This window comes from Nonomuraea cavernae (genome assembly GCF_040655715.1).
Lineage (GTDB): Bacteria > Actinomycetota > Actinomycetes > Streptosporangiales > Streptosporangiaceae > Nonomuraea > Nonomuraea cavernae_A.
This window is the reverse complement of sequence record NZ_JBFAKL010000013.1, coordinates 211,835-225,822: the sequence shown is the minus strand read 5'-3', so window position 1 is coordinate 225,822 and position 13,988 is coordinate 211,835. Positions and strand designations below refer to the sequence as shown.

At 68.7% G+C, this 13,988-nt stretch carries 18 protein-coding genes; 7 read left to right on the top strand and 11 right to left on the bottom strand.

What is annotated here, in order from left to right; all coding sequences use genetic code 11:
• Positions 1-596 precede the first annotated feature (596 nt).
• The 3 genes from AB0I38_RS21055 to AB0I38_RS21045 form a co-directional block, all read right to left on the bottom strand.
• Complete coding sequence (locus AB0I38_RS21055; RefSeq protein ID WP_358470332.1) at positions 597-812, bottom strand: hypothetical protein; 216 nt, start codon at positions 810-812, stop codon at positions 597-599.
• A 42-nt stretch (positions 813-854) separates the two neighbouring features.
• Positions 855-1,373 (bottom strand): hypothetical protein, encoded by a 519-nt coding sequence (locus AB0I38_RS21050; protein WP_358470329.1) that lies wholly within the window; start codon positions 1,371-1,373, stop codon positions 855-857.
• Between the two features lie 106 nt (positions 1,374-1,479).
• The gene (locus AB0I38_RS21045) at positions 1,480-2,718 is read right to left on the bottom strand and encodes a helix-turn-helix transcriptional regulator (RefSeq protein WP_358470326.1); all 1,239 of its coding nucleotides are present in this window, start codon (positions 2,716-2,718) and stop codon (positions 1,480-1,482) included.
• Between the two features lie 235 nt (positions 2,719-2,953).
• Here AB0I38_RS21045 and AB0I38_RS21040 point away from each other — a divergent pair, with 235 nt between their 5' ends.
• Positions 2,954-3,133, top strand: a complete 180-nt coding sequence (locus AB0I38_RS21040) for a hypothetical protein (RefSeq protein ID WP_358470323.1) — start codon at positions 2,954-2,956, stop codon at positions 3,131-3,133.
• 144 nt (positions 3,134-3,277) lie between these two features.
• On the opposite strand, the gene AB0I38_RS21035 is transcribed toward AB0I38_RS21040, so the two are convergent.
• A complete protein-coding gene (locus tag AB0I38_RS21035; RefSeq protein ID WP_358470320.1) occupies positions 3,278-3,643 on the bottom strand; it encodes a nuclear transport factor 2 family protein in 366 nt (121 codons plus the stop codon).
• A gap of 91 nt (positions 3,644-3,734) precedes the next feature.
• On the opposite strand from AB0I38_RS21035, the gene AB0I38_RS21030 reads away from it, so the two are divergent.
• Entirely contained in the window at positions 3,735-4,235 is a 501-nt protein-coding gene (locus AB0I38_RS21030; protein WP_358470317.1) for a winged helix-turn-helix transcriptional regulator, read from the top strand.
• Positions 4,232-4,546 carry a hypothetical protein gene (locus AB0I38_RS21025; RefSeq protein ID WP_358470314.1) on the top strand — a complete coding sequence of 105 codons (315 nt, stop codon included), beginning with the start codon at positions 4,232-4,234 and terminating at the stop codon, positions 4,544-4,546. Before AB0I38_RS21030 ends, AB0I38_RS21025 begins: the two co-directional genes overlap by 4 nt.
• Here AB0I38_RS21025 and AB0I38_RS21020 read toward each other — a convergent pair.
• The 5 genes from AB0I38_RS21020 to AB0I38_RS21000 are packed head-to-tail and all read right to left on the bottom strand — an operon-like array spanning position 4,507 to position 8,046.
• Positions 4,507-5,715 (bottom strand): cytochrome P450, encoded by a 1,209-nt coding sequence (locus AB0I38_RS21020; protein WP_358470311.1) that lies wholly within the window; start codon positions 5,713-5,715, stop codon positions 4,507-4,509. The genes AB0I38_RS21025 and AB0I38_RS21020 overlap by 40 nt on opposite strands.
• Before the next feature lie 50 nt (positions 5,716-5,765).
• On the bottom strand, positions 5,766-6,530 hold the full coding sequence (locus AB0I38_RS21015; RefSeq protein WP_358470308.1) for an ABC transporter permease: 765 nt from the start codon (positions 6,528-6,530) through the stop codon (positions 5,766-5,768).
• Between the two features lie 6 nt (positions 6,531-6,536).
• Positions 6,537-7,301 carry an ABC transporter ATP-binding protein gene (locus AB0I38_RS21010; RefSeq protein WP_358470305.1) on the bottom strand — a complete coding sequence of 255 codons (765 nt, stop codon included), beginning with the start codon at positions 7,299-7,301 and terminating at the stop codon, positions 6,537-6,539.
• The gene (locus tag AB0I38_RS21005; protein ID WP_358470303.1) at positions 7,298-7,714 is read right to left on the bottom strand and encodes a DUF1048 domain-containing protein; all 417 of its coding nucleotides are present in this window, start codon (positions 7,712-7,714) and stop codon (positions 7,298-7,300) included. The genes AB0I38_RS21010 and AB0I38_RS21005 overlap by 4 nt, the downstream gene beginning before the upstream one ends.
• Entirely contained in the window at positions 7,711-8,046 is a 336-nt protein-coding gene (locus AB0I38_RS21000; protein WP_358470300.1) for a PadR family transcriptional regulator, read from the bottom strand. The genes AB0I38_RS21005 and AB0I38_RS21000 overlap by 4 nt, the downstream gene beginning before the upstream one ends.
• A gap of 274 nt (positions 8,047-8,320) precedes the next feature.
• On the opposite strand from AB0I38_RS21000, the gene AB0I38_RS20995 reads away from it, so the two are divergent.
• Positions 8,321-8,560 (top strand): hypothetical protein, encoded by a 240-nt coding sequence (locus AB0I38_RS20995; protein ID WP_358470297.1) that lies wholly within the window; start codon positions 8,321-8,323, stop codon positions 8,558-8,560.
• 188 nt (positions 8,561-8,748) lie between these two features.
• Here the strand turns inward: AB0I38_RS20995 and AB0I38_RS20990 are convergent, their stop codons facing one another.
• Both AB0I38_RS20990 and AB0I38_RS20985 read right to left on the bottom strand, forming a co-directional pair.
• Positions 8,749-9,372, bottom strand: coding sequence for a hypothetical protein (locus AB0I38_RS20990; RefSeq protein WP_358470294.1), 624 nt, complete (start codon positions 9,370-9,372; stop codon positions 8,749-8,751).
• A gap of 431 nt (positions 9,373-9,803) precedes the next feature.
• Entirely contained in the window at positions 9,804-11,075 is a 1,272-nt protein-coding gene (locus AB0I38_RS20985; protein ID WP_358470291.1) for a cation:proton antiporter, read from the bottom strand.
• Between the two features lie 145 nt (positions 11,076-11,220).
• On the opposite strand from AB0I38_RS20985, the gene AB0I38_RS20980 reads away from it, so the two are divergent.
• From AB0I38_RS20980 to AB0I38_RS20970, 3 genes are read left to right on the top strand one after another with little or no spacing between them, the layout of a single operon-like run.
• Entirely contained in the window at positions 11,221-12,054 is an 834-nt protein-coding gene (locus AB0I38_RS20980; RefSeq protein WP_358470288.1) for a DUF6039 family protein, read from the top strand.
• Positions 12,055-12,057: 3 nt separating this feature from the next.
• Positions 12,058-13,275, top strand: coding sequence for a hydroxymethylglutaryl-CoA synthase family protein (locus tag AB0I38_RS20975; protein WP_358470285.1), 1,218 nt, complete (start codon positions 12,058-12,060; stop codon positions 13,273-13,275).
• Positions 13,266-13,988, top strand: coding sequence for an enoyl-CoA hydratase-related protein (locus AB0I38_RS20970; RefSeq protein ID WP_358470282.1), 723 nt, complete (start codon positions 13,266-13,268; stop codon positions 13,986-13,988). The genes AB0I38_RS20975 and AB0I38_RS20970 overlap by 10 nt, the downstream gene beginning before the upstream one ends.

Genomic DNA, 13,988 nt, shown 5'->3' with positions numbered 1-13,988 from the left:
GGCGCCGACGTCACCAAGCCCGCGCCCGCTGGTTCCACCAACGAACCCGCCTCACTCGCCAATGACCAGATCACGATCTACGACTGCCGTACTAGCTCATCGACTACGACAGTGACGCGTTCGAGGTGGAGCTCTATGAGCACTCCTCGGGCCCCTTGATCCGCGCTGTCGACAAGGCCCAGAGGTCATATGCGGGCCAGTACGAACGCCGGCTCCGTCGGCTACAAGAGCGGGCCAGGCATCAGGCGGCCGATCGGTAGGTCTGCGGGATATACGCGGGATGATCTCGTCCTCGACCAAACTCGGACGCCTGGCTCAGCAGGTCAAAGCTCTGAAAGCCGGAGAAGTATCCTCCGACGGTCGCAGACATCCGATCTGCCTAAGTCTTAGCGGCGGACCGGGTACCAGCGGCTGTCCCAGCTCTCCTGCCAGCACGCCGGCTCGCCGCCCGTCAGTGCCGCCACGCTCAGCCGCCAGTCCGAGCCCTGCGCTCGCGGGGCATCGGGGCCGCTCGCGGGTTCCCACACGCCATCGGAATGCTGCGCCCACCAGCGCATGGATCCGTCCTCGGCCACGGCGACCGCCTGAAGCTCGTGTCAAGGTCCGGGACAGATGGCTGCCGAGGCGACGGGGAGCTCGCACACGGTGACGGAGGAGGGCAGCGCCTTCAGCGGCCAGCGCCAGTGCGCCAGCCGTCCCGCCTCGCGCACCAGGACGGCGGCGTCGCCGTTGTCGTCCCAGGCGGCGGCCAGAACCCGCGCCCGCCCGGCCACTGCGAAGGCCAGACGTGCGTCCGAGCCGGAGCGCGTCATCACGAGATCCCCCGGCGAGGCCGTAAAGGCCAGCACCTCGCCCTAGGGCGAGGCCAGCACCGCCACTCCGGAGGCCGGTTCAGCCACCTGCCGCCAGCCGTCCTCCGTGCCCAGGTGGAGCGCGCCCTCGACGGTCAGCGCGGCCACCGCCACCCGGCCGTCGCCGCCGCGCGCGGTGGCCACCTCATGCACCCCGCGCGGCCCGCCCGAGCGGGAGGGCAGCCGGGCGTTGAGCCGGTCGTAGTCGGCTTCGTGCTGGTAGCGCACCCCGGCGGGCCCGCAGGAGACGATCACCGGCCGCCCCCTGACGTCGGTGAACAGGCTTACCCCCGTCCGTTCCCTCTCCTGTACGGCCAGCAGCGCCGTCAACCGCCGAGCCCACGGCGTCAGCGGCCGTGGACGGAGCTCGGGGTCACGGTCGAGCGCCCGGACCAGCTCATCGGCCGGCACCACCGGATACCCTGCCGCCACCAGCGCCTCGTGCTGCGCTGAGTCCAGCCTGCGCGCGCCTGGCAGCGGCCCGGCCAGGAGGCGAAGGCCATCGATCTGGTCATCCGGCAAGTGGAGCACTTCGCTGACATCTGGTCCAAGAGCGGCAGGGTAACGTGACCTTCTCTCGCGGCGCCCTCGGGCCAGGCGACGCTCACGGGGAGATCGAGAGCAATCATCACGAAGGCTGGACGGCAGGGCCGCAGAGCTCGCGATACGCCTCGCGCAGTTCGGCGGCCTCGGGTGCACGCCTTGTTTCCAGGCCACTGACCACCTCGGCTGCCCGCCAGTAGTTGGAGGGTACGAGGAGTCCGCTGGTCATCGCGGCGAGAGTCAGGTGTCCCGCCTCGTCGGGCTGGTCGGCGGCCAGGAGTGCGAGAGCCAGGTCGAGCCGCGCGGCCACGGCCCTGCGTGGCCGTGGCGGGCCGTCGGTCGTCGACTCCAGCCGGGCGAGCACTCCTCGGGAGTACGGCTCGGCGGATGGATCACCGAGCCAGCACAAGGTGGTCGCGAGGTAGGCGTCGGACTTGGCGGGATCGTACCGGTAGTGATGTTCGGCCCGGTCTGGGGCCTGCAGAGGTTCGACGAGCCGCATCACCCGGTTCAGCGTCTCGTGGGTTTCCTGGGCTTGCCCCAGGCGCGCCCAGGCCCGGCCCTCCTGGGCGGTCGCCTGGATGTACGCCGAGCTGCCGCTGGGCGCGACTCGTTGCGCCGCCTGGGCGAAGGTCAGGGCTCGCCCGAAGTCGCCTTCGGTCAGGACCTGCCACGCCTCCGTCTCCAGACACCAGGCGGCGATCTCGCGATGCTCTGTTTCCTTGGCGAGCTGGACAGCCGTCCGAAGCCGTGCGGCGGCGGCCGGAAACCAGCGCAGGTCGATGAGGCAGGTCGCGGCGAGGAGCGAGAGCCAGCCGCCGGCCACCAGGAGCCGCCGATGCTCGGTGAGCGTCTTCTTGGAGTCCAGCAGTTGGGAGACGTATAGGAGGTGACGGCGCACCCGCACCAGCAACTCGCGGGGAGGCGTCCCGGGGTAGGCCACGGCCAGGTCATCGACCGCCAGTTCCAGCCGTTCAAGGGTTTCCCGCCCGACCTCGGTGGCGGTGGCGCGGCGAGCCAGTTCCAAAGCGTCCCACTCGTCGTCACCCTCGAACCCGAGGTTTCCAGGGCTGTGGTCGAACAGCTCGTCCTCGGTGAGGTCGAAGACGCGGACGTACAGGAGGCGGTAGGGGTCGTCGGGCTGGTTGTGTCCGGCCTCGTACGCCTTGATCCGGCGGACGATGCTCTCCCGGGAGGGGAGCCGGGCTCGTACGCCGTCGTCGGCGGCCTCAGCCAGACGGCGGGCCATCTCTTTCTGGCTCCAGAACCGGTTGCGGCGTTCGGCGCGCAGCCGTACGGCCCATGCGGGAAGTTCGGTCACCATCGTGAGCACCTCGCTGTCAGACCAGGGGGACGTGCTGACCACCCTTAGTGTCCCTCGATCACATCTGTGATCAAAAAACTACTCGCTGTTGTAATCGGAGGTGACGCAATCGAAGCCGGGGTCCGTAGGCGCTGGAACCGCCGTACGGACCCCTTGATCAGGATGGTGGTCCTGACCCATGACACACGATAGGGCTGTAGTCGCTGCTCGTCCGGTGTTCGCCGGGTGGCGGATCATGCGCAGCGACGCCGGACGGTTCTGGGCGACGCGCGAGCGACCATTCCCCCGGGCCGTCGAGGACGCGGGCGCGCACCGTACGGTCGACGCCGACGACCTGGTGAAGTTGTGCCAGGCCATCGCGGAGCAGGAGAGCATCGCCGAGCAGACGCGCCCGTCCGTGTGGAAGGCCCGGTGACCGCGTCCGCCGTCGTACTCACTCCGCCCAATCTCCTCTCGGACGAGGGCGGGCCGGGCATCTCCTCGCATCCGGTCGTACCGCGCTCCGGGCGTACGGCGCTGCGGTGGATCGCCGGCCAAGCCCGATGAGTTCGCCTCCCGGTTAGGAGGCGCTGATCGTCAGGTGGGTGATCAGGGTCCCGTCGTGCTCGAACCGGTAGCGGAGCGTGACGGTGCCGCCGGGGAAGTCGCCGTCCAGTCTCACGAGCACGACCGCGTGGCCGTCGTCAGGCAGGTGCTGTCCGATGCGGGTGCTGGTGTAGGTGTACTCGTGGGAGGACCTCCGGATCCAGGTGCGGATCGCGTCGATGCCCTCGTAGGTGTTCCCGTCGTCGAGCACGGTCGCGGCCGGCGCGAACGTGGCCGAGGCGTCGGCGTGGCGCTTGTCGTCGTGGGCGTCGAGGTACGCGACCACGACCTCGGGCAGGGCTGAGGCGCTGTAGGGGGCGAAGGCGTCGGCGCTAGTCACTTCTATTTTCGCAGTCATAGTAGCTGCTAGATTAGCAGTAAATGGGGTGGCCCGGCGCGCTCGACGCCCCAGAGGCCCGGAGGAGGACTTGATGCCCGCACGCGTCCGCGTCGAGGACCGCGAATGCCCCCTGTCCACGGCGATGTCGTACATCGGCGAGTGGTGGACCGTGCTGATCCTGCACGACTGCTTCGACGGCTACACCCGCTTCGACCAGTTCGAGGAGAACATCGGCCTGTCCTCCAGCATGCTCACCGCCAGGCTCAGGACGCTCGTGGACCACGGCATTCTCGCCAGGCGGGTCTACCAGGAGCGCCCGGTCCGGCACGAGTACGTGCTCACCGACTTCGGCCGCTCGCTGAGGCCGGTCCTCGTCGCGATGGCCGCCTGGCGCAACGCCCAACTGGAACCCGGGGAACGGGCCATGATCCTCATCGACTCGGCCACCGGCCGCGAGGTGGAACCGGCCGTCATCGACCCGGCGACGGGCCTGGAGGTCTCGGACCCGCGCTTCCTCTTCACCGCTGGCCCGGCCGCCGGCGACCAGATGCGCGCCCGCTACGGCCCGGAAACGACACCAGCGCGCCCATGACCGCAGAAGCTCTGCGAGGGACGCACGTTCGGCACCTGCCACCCGTCGATCCGGGTCTCAAAGCACACTGCTTTGAGGGCCGCCGTACCCAGGACCTGGAATGGATGATCGCCCCGTACGTGGCGGCCGTCGCACCCCGGGTGCTGTGGCGCATCGAGGAGGGCGGCTGGGACCTGATCGGGTTCGAGGCCGTCGACGGGCGGCACGCCGTGTACGAGCCGGGCTCCCCGGACCTGCACAAGCTGACCGACAGCCTGTCATCGGTTCGTGGTTACGCGTCCCAGGTGACCGGGAGGCTCTTGACCCCGTAGATGTCGGCGGCCTCCGGGCGCAGGGCGACCTCGTCGGCCGGTACGGCCAGGCGGAGCGTGGGGAAGCGGTTGAGCAGAGCGGGAAGCGCGACCCGCAGCTCGACGCGGGCGAGCTGCTGGCCCAGGCACTGGTGGATGCCGTGGCTGAAGGCCAGGTGGCCACCGTCCTGCCGGCGCAGGTCGAGTACGTGGGGGTCAGGGAAGCGGTCGGGGTCGCGGTTGGCGGTGTTGAGGGACAGGATGACCGTCGTGCCGGCCGTGATGGTGTGGCCGTCCAGCTCGACGTCCTCCAGCGCGACCCTGTGGAACTGCTTGGCGACGCTCAGGTAGCGCAGCAGCTCTTCCACGGCCTGGTCGGTGAGGGTGGGGTCGGTGCGCAGCGTGGCGAGCTGCTCCGGGTTCCGCAGCAGCGCGAAGGTGCCCAGCGCCAGCATGTTGGCGGTGGTGTCGAATCCGGCCGACAGCAGGATCAGGGCCATCCCCTTCAGCTCCTCGTCGGTGAGGTCGCTGTCGAGCAGGTCGCTGAGCACGTCGTCGGTGGGGTCGGCGCGCTTGGCCGTCACCAGTTCGGCGAGATACTGCTGCGTCGCGATGTAGGCCGCGATCAGCTCCTCGTCGCCGGCCTCGCCGCCGAGGAACTTGTCGATGTTCTCCTGGAAGCGGCCTCGGTCCTCGTACGGCACGCCCAGCAGCTCACAGATGATGACGGCGGGGATGGGCTTGGCGAACGCGGTCACCAGGTCGGCCGTCGGGCCGGCCTGCTCCATGGTGTCCAGGTGCTCGGCGGTGACCTGCTCGACGCGTTCGGTGAGCTGCCGCATCCGGCGGACGGTGAACTTGCCGACCAGCGGTTTGCGGTAGCGGCCGTGCTGAGGCTCGTCCATGAGCAGGAACTCGCCGGGCGGCGCCGGGGGGACCTCGAGGTCGCCGTAGTCGATGGTCGGGTGGTGGCGCATGAGCTCCTTGCGGGAGCTGAACCGCGAGTCGGCCAGGATCGATCGGACCAGGTCGTAGCCGGTGACCAGCCAGCCTTGGTGCCCGTCGGGGAAGGGGAAGCGGCTGATCGGGCTCTGCTCGCGGGCCTCGATCAGCTCCTTGGGCGGGTCGAAGGGACAGCCGGGCTGGCGCTCGGCCGGCATCGTCGTGACGGTGTGGGGGGACTCAGTCATGATCTTTCCTTCACGATCATCGGGATCGGGACACGCTCGATCGATACGCCCTAGGAGATCTTGCGGCGGTAGGTGTTCATGGCGAAGCCGTACGCGACGATCAGGATGCCGGCACACCAGGCGAGGGCGATCCAGATGTCGTTGCCGACCGGCTGCTGGGCGAACAGGTCGCGGATGGCGTTGACGATGGAGGTCACCGGCTGGTTCTCGGCGAAGACGCGCAGCGGGCCGGGCATGGTGTCGGTGGGTACGAAGGCCGAGCTGAGGAAGGGCAGGAAGATGAGCGGGTAGGAGAACGCGCTCGCGCCTTCGAGGGTCGTGGCGGACAGGCCGGGGATGACGGCGATCCAGGTCAACGCCAGGGTGAACAGGATCAGGATGCCCGCCACCGACAGCCACGCCAGCACTCCCGCCCCCGAGCGGAAGCCCATGAGCAGGGCCACGAGCATCACGACCACGAGCGAGACCAGATTGGCGACCAGCGAGGTCAGCACGTGCGCCCACAGCACCGACGACCGCGCGGTCGGCATCGACTGGAAGCGCTCGAAGATGCCGCCCTTGATGTCCATGAACAGCCGGTACGCGGTGTAGGCGATGCCCGAGGCGACCGTGATGAGCAGGATGCCGGGCAGCATGTAGTTCACATACGAATCCGACCCTGTTCTGATCGCGCCGCCGAACACGTAGACGAACAGCAGCAGCATGGCGATCGGCATGATCACGGTTGTGACGATGGTGTCCGGGCTGCGCGTGATGTGGCGCAGGGACCGTCCCAGCAGGACGGCGGTGTCGCCGAAGAAGTGCTTGCTCATCATTGCTCCTTATGCCTTCGTGCCGACGAGGGTGAGGAAGACGTCCTCGAGGGTCGGCTGCTTTTCGACGTATTCGACCTTGGCGGGCGGGAGCAGTTGCTTGAGCTCGGCCAGGGTGCCGTTGACGATGATCCGGCCCTCGTGGAGGATCGCGATCCGGTCGGCGAGTTGTTCGGCCTCGTCCAGGTACTGCGTGGTGAGCAGCACCGTGGTGCCCTGGGCGGCGAGTTCCTTGACGGCCTGCCACACCTCGATGCGCGCCTGCGGGTCGAGCCCGGTCGTCGGCTCGTCGAGGAAGATGATCGGCGGGTTGCCGATCAGGCTCATCGCGATGTCCAGGCGGCGGCGCATGCCGCCGGAGTACGTCGCGACCTTCCGTCCGCCCGCGTCGGTGAGCGAGAAGCGGGCGAGCAGCTCATCCGCGATCGCGCCCGGATCCTTGAGATGCCGCAGCCGGGCGACCAGCACGAGGTTCTCCCGCCCGCTGAGGATCTCGTCGACGGCGGCGAACTGCCCGGTGAGGCTGATGGACTCGCGTACGTCCGCGGCCTGCGTGGCGACGTCGAAGCCGTTCACGCGGGCCGTTCCCGCGTTGGCCTTGAGCAGCGTGGACAGGATCTTCACGACCGTGGTCTTGCCCGCCCCGTTGGTGCCGAGCAGGGCGAAGATGCTGCCCCGCGCCACGGTGAAGTCCACGCCGCGCAGCACCCGCAGCTCCTTGTACGACTTTTCCAGGCCATGCACGTGGATCGCCGGGGTCTGCTGTGTCGTCATCGGTCCGTCCTGTCCTCTGTCGCGGTGTTCTCGCCGGCGGCGCGTGCGATGGCGCTGGTGAAGCGGTTGCGCTCGCGGACCCTGTATTGGCCGATCGGGTAGTTGGCCACGAACGCCTCGACGAACTCCACCGGGTCGTTCCCGAAGATGTCGCGGATCGGGGTGCCGTCGGCCACGCTCTGCTCGAACAGATCGGCCAGGTCCTCGAACATCGCCATCGCACCGGCGCCGTCCGCCGGCCCGAAGTGCATCAGGTATCGCTCCAGCGCTTCGACGGCCGTGCGGTAGTCGTCGGGAAGCTGCTTGATGCGCGCCTTGTACTGCCGCCAGCGCTTCTTCTCGTCCAATGACCCGGTGACGATCTCCAGGTACTGCAGGTAGCGGCTCTTCGGCTTGTCCGACCCGGTAGTCATGTCTGCTTGTTTCCCTCGCGGAGCTGTTCGAGCCGTTCTGCGAGGAAGCTCCAGGTCCTCCAGAACTCTTCGAGGTACTCCCGTCCCTGAGCGTTGAGGGAGTACACCTTGCGCGGTGGCCCCTTCTCGGACGGGACCTTTTCCACGTCGACCAGGCCGCGCTGCTCGACCCGGACCAGCAGGGCGTAGATGGTGCCTTCGGCGATGTCGGAGAAGCCCTGATCGCGCAGCCACGCCGTGATCTCGTAGCCGTAGGCGGGACGGACGGACAGGATCGCCAGGACGATGCCCTCCAACGTTCCCTTGAGCATCTCCGTCACGAGCTTGCCCATAGGCACCTCCCTTCAGCTACTTGGTGTCGCTAGCTACTGGTACAAAGTAACACTGACTACCGGTACTTAGCAATGCAGAATAGTGCGCCATCGCTGAACTGTTCATGGCCGGAAGCGTCATCTTGCGGATCACCTGGACCTCCGCCACGGACCATCTCGAGGGATTCAGAGGTGGCCGGCTGTTTCCCGCCGTGGAACGGCGCTGATCCGGCCGACGGTCAGGCACGCCCGCCGCTCATCTCCGCGATCACAAGGGGGCCTATGATGCGGGCACATGCGTGTGATCACGATGGGTTTCACCGTCGCGGGAGTCCTGCTCGTCTTATGGGGGCTGGTCCGGGGCCTGCTCTACAGTCCACCGCAGTACTACTCGGACACGGGCGTGTACCCGATGTGGATGCTTGTGGCGGAGTTGGCGAAGCCCATCGTGTTGATCGTGTCAGGGTGGGCGCTGCTGTTCGCCGGTCGGGTCACATCGCTCCTGATCCCTGCTGAGCGGGGCACGGAGCGGTGACGTCCAACCCAAGATTCACATCGGCACCTCGCCTTCTGCGGGTACCGGCCCGGCGATCATGACGGTCGCAGGTTGGACATCTCGTCAGCACCCCTGCTAACACACGGGCACTGAGCAGACTGCGCGATCAAGTGGGCCGGCGAACGTCCCGACCCAAGAGGGCGAGGCGCCGAGGGCGACGTGCTCCGCTAAATCACCGCCGACAACGGGACGGTGTAGAGGCTTCTCTTCTCGCCCAGCCATTCACGGTCGATGAACCGGCCGCTCATGCGCCCGGTGAGAAAGAGATAGGTCTCCAGGCAGATCCGGTTGTGGTCCTCGGGTTCGGTGATCCAGGATCCGGAGTGCACGGCCTCCGGCATCGTCGGGCGGCCGACTTCCCGGAGGTAGGGCTCGACCATGGAGCCGGGGTCAGCGAGGACCTCGCCGTACCAGCGCTGGGTCGCCCAGGCGGTCGTGACGCCGTCGCCATAGAGGAGATCGTGGACGTAGGCGTCGGTGGTGCGGATCTGGAGGAAACGCAGGCCGGCTTCGGTCAGGCCCGTGGTCACCGGGGGTGGGCCGCTGATGGTGAGGGCGTGGGTCCATCCGTCGGAGTGGGGCCCGGCCCAGACGCGTTCGGTGAAGGCCATCGGCCGGTAGTGGGTCATGGCGGTTGCGAGGTCGCAGTCCTGGCGGGAGGCGAGGTCCGCGCCGAGCAGGACGGCCACGGCATCGGTGTCGCCCGACTCGACCCAGGTGCCCGCGAACCTGTCTGTCAGGCCTCGCTCCTCGAAATACGACCACTGGTCGAATTTGTTACGACTTGTCACGATGCTCCGATTTCGGGGGAGATCGGATGGCTGAGGTGGCCACCGGACGAAGCCGCGTCGTATTCGGGGTGAGACGCGCGGAAGCCGTTGGCCATGACATGGCCGAAGTGGCCGATGTCCGTGTGCTGGGGAATCGAGTTGGCGGTGCCGCACCGCTATCAGCAGCATCGAACACAATGCCGCGTCATCGCGATTCTGCGCACTTTCGGCATCACGTCTTTCCACGGTGGGCGCGGGGCCCGGCGTCCGTCCGGGGGGCGGGCGTCAGAGGCTTCTGAACGCATGGGCAGTAAGCCTATGATCCGCTTTGCCGCATTTCCAGATGGTGGCCACGTTCTGGCGGTCGTCCACGGACAGGCAGGCCCGCTTCAGGGACCGGGGGCCGTTGATGGTGAGGGCGTGTGTCCAGCCGTCGGCGTGGGGGCCGGATGTCAGGGCTTGACGAGCTGGTCCTGGGCGGCTCGGCGGAGGCGTTCCTCGCTCGTGATCTCGACGCGTCTCATCGCGATGCGGAGGAGCGGCGGGGCCATCAGGGAGGTGACGATCGCGACGACGATCACAATGGTGTACATCTGCGTGTTGATGATGCCGAGGCGCAGGCCGACCATCGCCACGATGACCTCGATGACCCCGCGGGCGTTCATGCCGGCCCCGAGCGCGAGGGCCTCCCAGCCGCTCATCCGGCTCAGCAGGGCCCCCAGGTAGGCGCCGAGGAACTTGCCGACGACGGCCACGCCCAGGACGACGCCGGACGCGGCCAGGACGGCGGGCTCGGCCAGCAGGGTGAGGTCCATGCGCAGGCCGGCCGTCGCGAAGAAGAGGGGCGCGAGGACGCTGAGGACGATCGTCCGCAGCGGGGCCAGCCATTCGGCGTCGGCGTGGCCCGAGCGGCCGATGAGGATGCCGCAGACGAACGCCCCCAGGATGGCCTCCAGGCCGAGCGCGTGCGTGGCGGCGGCCGACAGGAGCACCAGGACCACGGCGACGGCCACGGCCGGGCCGGGCTCCGCGGATCGGGTGGCGGCCCGCATCGTCCAGCGGACGAGCGGGCGGCCGATCCAGATGGCGAACGGCACGAGGGCGACGAGGGAGATCAGCGACAGCACGACCTGGCCGGTGCGCACGCCGGTGGTCGCCATGGCGGAGACGATCGAGAGCATGAACCAGCCGAACGCGTCGTCCACCATCCCGGCGGTCAGGCAGAGCTGGCCGACGTTGCGGTGCAGGAGTTTCATGTCCGTCAGCGTCTTGGCGATCACCGGGATGGCGCTGACGCAGGTGGCCACCCCGAGGAACAGGGCGAAGACGGTGACGCTCGTGCCCTCGGCGAGAAGGGAGGCGGGCAGCAGGTAGCCGGTGGCCACGCCGAGCGCCAGCGGGACGACCAGGCCGGCGATGCTCACCTTGGCGGCGGTGGAGCCGCGGCGGCGGACGAGGCCGAAGTCGAGCTGGATGCCGGTGATGGCGACGAGCAGCAGCACGCCGACCTGGCCCACCGCGTCCAGCAGGTGGAGCTGGGTGAACTTCAGGCCGGGGGCCAGCTGGTTGAGCAGGGAAGGGCCCAGCAGCACGCCCACGGTCAGCTCGCCGACGATGGCGGGCATGCGCAGGCGTACGGACAGGCGGCCGAGCAGGACGGCGAGACCGAGGAGCAGGCCCAGCTGCAGCATGAAGACCAGCAGTTCGTGGGCTCCCAGAGGCATGTCAGGCACACGAGAGGCTAAGCCGATCAGGGGAGTGTCCTGCTGCTCAATATTGAGCCCAGCCCTCCTGCCATGGACGGACGCCTCCGAGGGGCCTGCTCAATATTGAGCGGACGTCCCCGCGCCCGTGGGTGACATTCGGGGCATGACGAAGCCGGCGCAGTATCAGACCACCCTGCCCCCCGACCAGCTGCTGCACTCGGGTAACGCGGGCTTGATCATCCATCGTGTGGGGATGCTGGAGTACGGCATGGCCCGCGAGGGCCGCGACTTCAGCGTCGACCTGCTCGACTACATGAACCGCGCTCAGGCCGGCGTCGCCACGACCTTCTGCTACGAGGAGGTCTTCGGCGTACGCGAGCGGCTGCACTGGTTCGTGCACATGAAGTCCCCCGAGAAGTACAGCAAGCTCCTCGACATGGTCGACCACGACGAGGCGTTCCAGCAGATCTCGCTCAAGGACCGGCTGCCCAAGAAGGGCGGCGGCAACTGGGAGAAGATGTTCGTCTACGGCAGCCTGCGCGAGACGATCATGTGCCCGCAGCATGGGTTCACCGACGACGTGCACGACGTGCCGGGCACGTTCGTGCCGCCCGCGACCCACCAGACCACGCAGAAGGAGCAGCTCAACTCGGCGACCGCCGGGGCGATCGTGCTGCGCAGCGCCGACGTGCGCTACGAGCTGCGCGAGGAGGGACGGCAGTTCCTCTACGACTGGTCGCAGTACGTCAACAACAGCCTCGAAGGCCGGGCCACGGCCTACATCTACGAACAGACGTGGGGGCAGCAGGACCGCGTCCACGCCCTCATCCACCTGCGCGAGCTGGACGACTACCAGGCGGTGCAGGAGGTGGACCGGGGCGACGGCATGCGCAAAGAGGTCTACGACGTGGAGCGGGTGCCGGAGCGGCACGGCGGCGGGCAGTGGGACCGGCTGTTCGTGCCGGCCAGCATCAACGACGTCCTGATGGTGCCCTAGCCCATGGCTGCCGGGATCGAGGCGATCAACGCGTACGTCGGCAGGGCGTACACGGACGTTCGCGCGCTGTTCGACGCGCGCGGCCTGGACGTGAACCGCTTCGGCAACCTGATGATGGAGCAGCGCTCGGTCAACCTGCCCTGCGAGGACCCGGTCACCAACGCGGTGAACGCCGCGAGGCCACTGGTGGACGCGCTCACCCCGGAGGAGAAGGACCGGATCGAGCTGCTGGTCGTCGGCACGGAGTCGGGGCTCGACTTCGGCAAGCCGATCAGCACGTACATCCACCACCATCTGGGGCTGAACCCCGCCTGCCGGTCGTTCGAGGTCAAGCACGCCTGTTACGGCGGGACGGCCGCGCTGCAGAGCGCGGCCGCCGTCGTGGGCGCGAGCCCGATCCCCGGGGTTAAGGCGCTGGCCATCGCCACGGACGCGGCCAGCGGCACGGCGAAGTCCACCTACTGGGAGCCGTCGGAGGGTGCCGGGGCGGTGGCGATGCTGGTCGGCGAGGACGCGCGGGTGCTGCGGCTCGATCCGGGCGCCAACGGCTACCACACCTTTGAGGTGATGGACACGGCCAGGCCGCGGCACGACACGGACGCGGTCGATCCCGACCTGTCGCTGCTGGCGTACATGCGCTGCGTCGAGGAGTGCTTCGCGGTCTACGAGCGGCGGGTGACCGGGGCCGACATCGTGGACACCTTCGACTACCTGGCGTTGCACACGCCGTTCGCCGGCATGGTGAAGGGCGCGCACCGGATGCTGCTGCGCAAGCTCAAAGGGCTGGGGCCGCGCGAGATCGAGGCCGACTTCGAGGCGCGGGTCGCGCCGTCCCTGGCCTACGGGGTGCGGGTGGGCAACACCTACTCGGCCGCGCTCTACCTGGCGCTGTGCTCGCTCATCGACAACGGCGGCTTCGACGCGCCGAAGCGGGCGGGGCTGTTCTCGTACGGGTCGGGTTGCGCGTCGGAGTTCTTCAGCGGCGTGATCCCGGCCCAGCGGCGCAGCGGCATCGCCGAGGCGCTGGACGACCGGCGCGAGATCGTGGTCGAGGAGCTGGACGCGCTCACCGAGCTGAGCGCCGACCGCGCGTTCGGGGTGCGGGACGCGGTGCTGGACCCCAAGCCGTACGGCGACCTGTACGAGGACGCCTTCGGCGGGCGCGGCCTGCTGGTGCTGGACCGCATCGCGGACTTCCACCGGGAGTACAGATGGAGCTGACGTCGGCGACGATGCGGCACAGGCTGCGGCGCGGCACGATCGACGACCGCGTCGTCGAGGAGATCGACACCGCCCTGGACGAGGCCGAGCGCACGCCCGGCTGCCGCATCCTCCTGCTGGAGGGCGGGGACGGCGTCTTCTGCACCGGCATGGACCTGGAGGAGGCGGCCGGCGGCGACGTCGCGGACGGCGGCCGGGCGTTCTACGGGCTGCTGCGGCGCTTCACCGAGACGCCGGTGACGGTGGTCGCGCGGGTGGACGGCCGGGCGGCGGGCGGCGGCGTGGGGCTGGCCGCGGCCAGCGACTTCGTCTTCGCCAGCGAGCGCAGCACCTTCAGCCTCCCCGAGGCGTTGTGGGGGCTGCTGCCGTGCTGCGTGCTGCCGTTCCTGATCCGGCGCACCGGCTTCCAGAAGGCGTACGCGATGACGCTGAGCACCCAGCCGGTGAGCGCCGCGGAGGCCGCCGCCTTCCACCTGGTGGACGAGGTGACGGACGACCCGGAGGCGCTCGTGCGGCGGCTGGCGTACCGGCTGACGAAGCTGGACCGGTCGATCGTCACGGACATGAAGCGCTACTTCCGCGAGCTGTGGATCCTCTCGGACGAGACCGAGCAGGTGGCGGTCAAGGAGTTCGGCAGGCTCATGTCCAGCCCCGAGGTGCGCCGGCGGCTCGTCGACTACGCGACCGAGAAGAGATTCCCCTGGGAACGCTAG

Bases quoted from the DNA above. Each gene is read 5' to 3' on its own strand.
- AB0I38_RS21020 (WP_358470311.1), bottom strand. From the start codon at position 5,715: ATGACTGAGTCCCCCCACACCGTCACGACGATGCCGGCCGAGCGCCAG.
- AB0I38_RS21010 (WP_358470305.1), bottom strand. From the start codon at position 7,301: ATGACGACACAGCAGACCCCGGCGATCCACGTGCATGGCCTGGAAAAG.
- AB0I38_RS20980 (WP_358470288.1), top strand. From the start codon at position 11,221: ATGACGAAGCCGGCGCAGTATCAGACCACCCTGCCCCCCGACCAGCTG.
- AB0I38_RS20985 (WP_358470291.1), bottom strand. From the start codon at position 11,075: ATGCCTCTGGGAGCCCACGAACTGCTGGTCTTCATGCTGCAGCTGGGC.
- AB0I38_RS20970 (WP_358470282.1), top strand. From the start codon at position 13,266: ATGGAGCTGACGTCGGCGACGATGCGGCACAGGCTGCGGCGCGGCACG.
- AB0I38_RS21040 (WP_358470323.1), top strand. From the start codon at position 2,954: ATGCGCAGCGACGCCGGACGGTTCTGGGCGACGCGCGAGCGACCATTC.
- AB0I38_RS21030 (WP_358470317.1), top strand. From the start codon at position 3,735: ATGCCCGCACGCGTCCGCGTCGAGGACCGCGAATGCCCCCTGTCCACG.
- AB0I38_RS20975 (WP_358470285.1), top strand. From the start codon at position 12,058: ATGGCTGCCGGGATCGAGGCGATCAACGCGTACGTCGGCAGGGCGTAC.
- AB0I38_RS21025 (WP_358470314.1), top strand. From the start codon at position 4,232: ATGACCGCAGAAGCTCTGCGAGGGACGCACGTTCGGCACCTGCCACCC.
- AB0I38_RS21005 (WP_358470303.1), bottom strand. From the start codon at position 7,714: ATGACTACCGGGTCGGACAAGCCGAAGAGCCGCTACCTGCAGTACCTG.
- AB0I38_RS21055 (WP_358470332.1), bottom strand. From the start codon at position 812: ATGACGCGCTCCGGCTCGGACGCACGTCTGGCCTTCGCAGTGGCCGGG.
- AB0I38_RS21015 (WP_358470308.1), bottom strand. From the start codon at position 6,530: ATGATGAGCAAGCACTTCTTCGGCGACACCGCCGTCCTGCTGGGACGG.
- AB0I38_RS21045 (WP_358470326.1), bottom strand. From the start codon at position 2,718: ATGGTGACCGAACTTCCCGCATGGGCCGTACGGCTGCGCGCCGAACGC.
- AB0I38_RS20995 (WP_358470297.1), top strand. From the start codon at position 8,321: ATGCGTGTGATCACGATGGGTTTCACCGTCGCGGGAGTCCTGCTCGTC.
- AB0I38_RS21000 (WP_358470300.1), bottom strand. From the start codon at position 8,046: ATGGGCAAGCTCGTGACGGAGATGCTCAAGGGAACGTTGGAGGGCATC.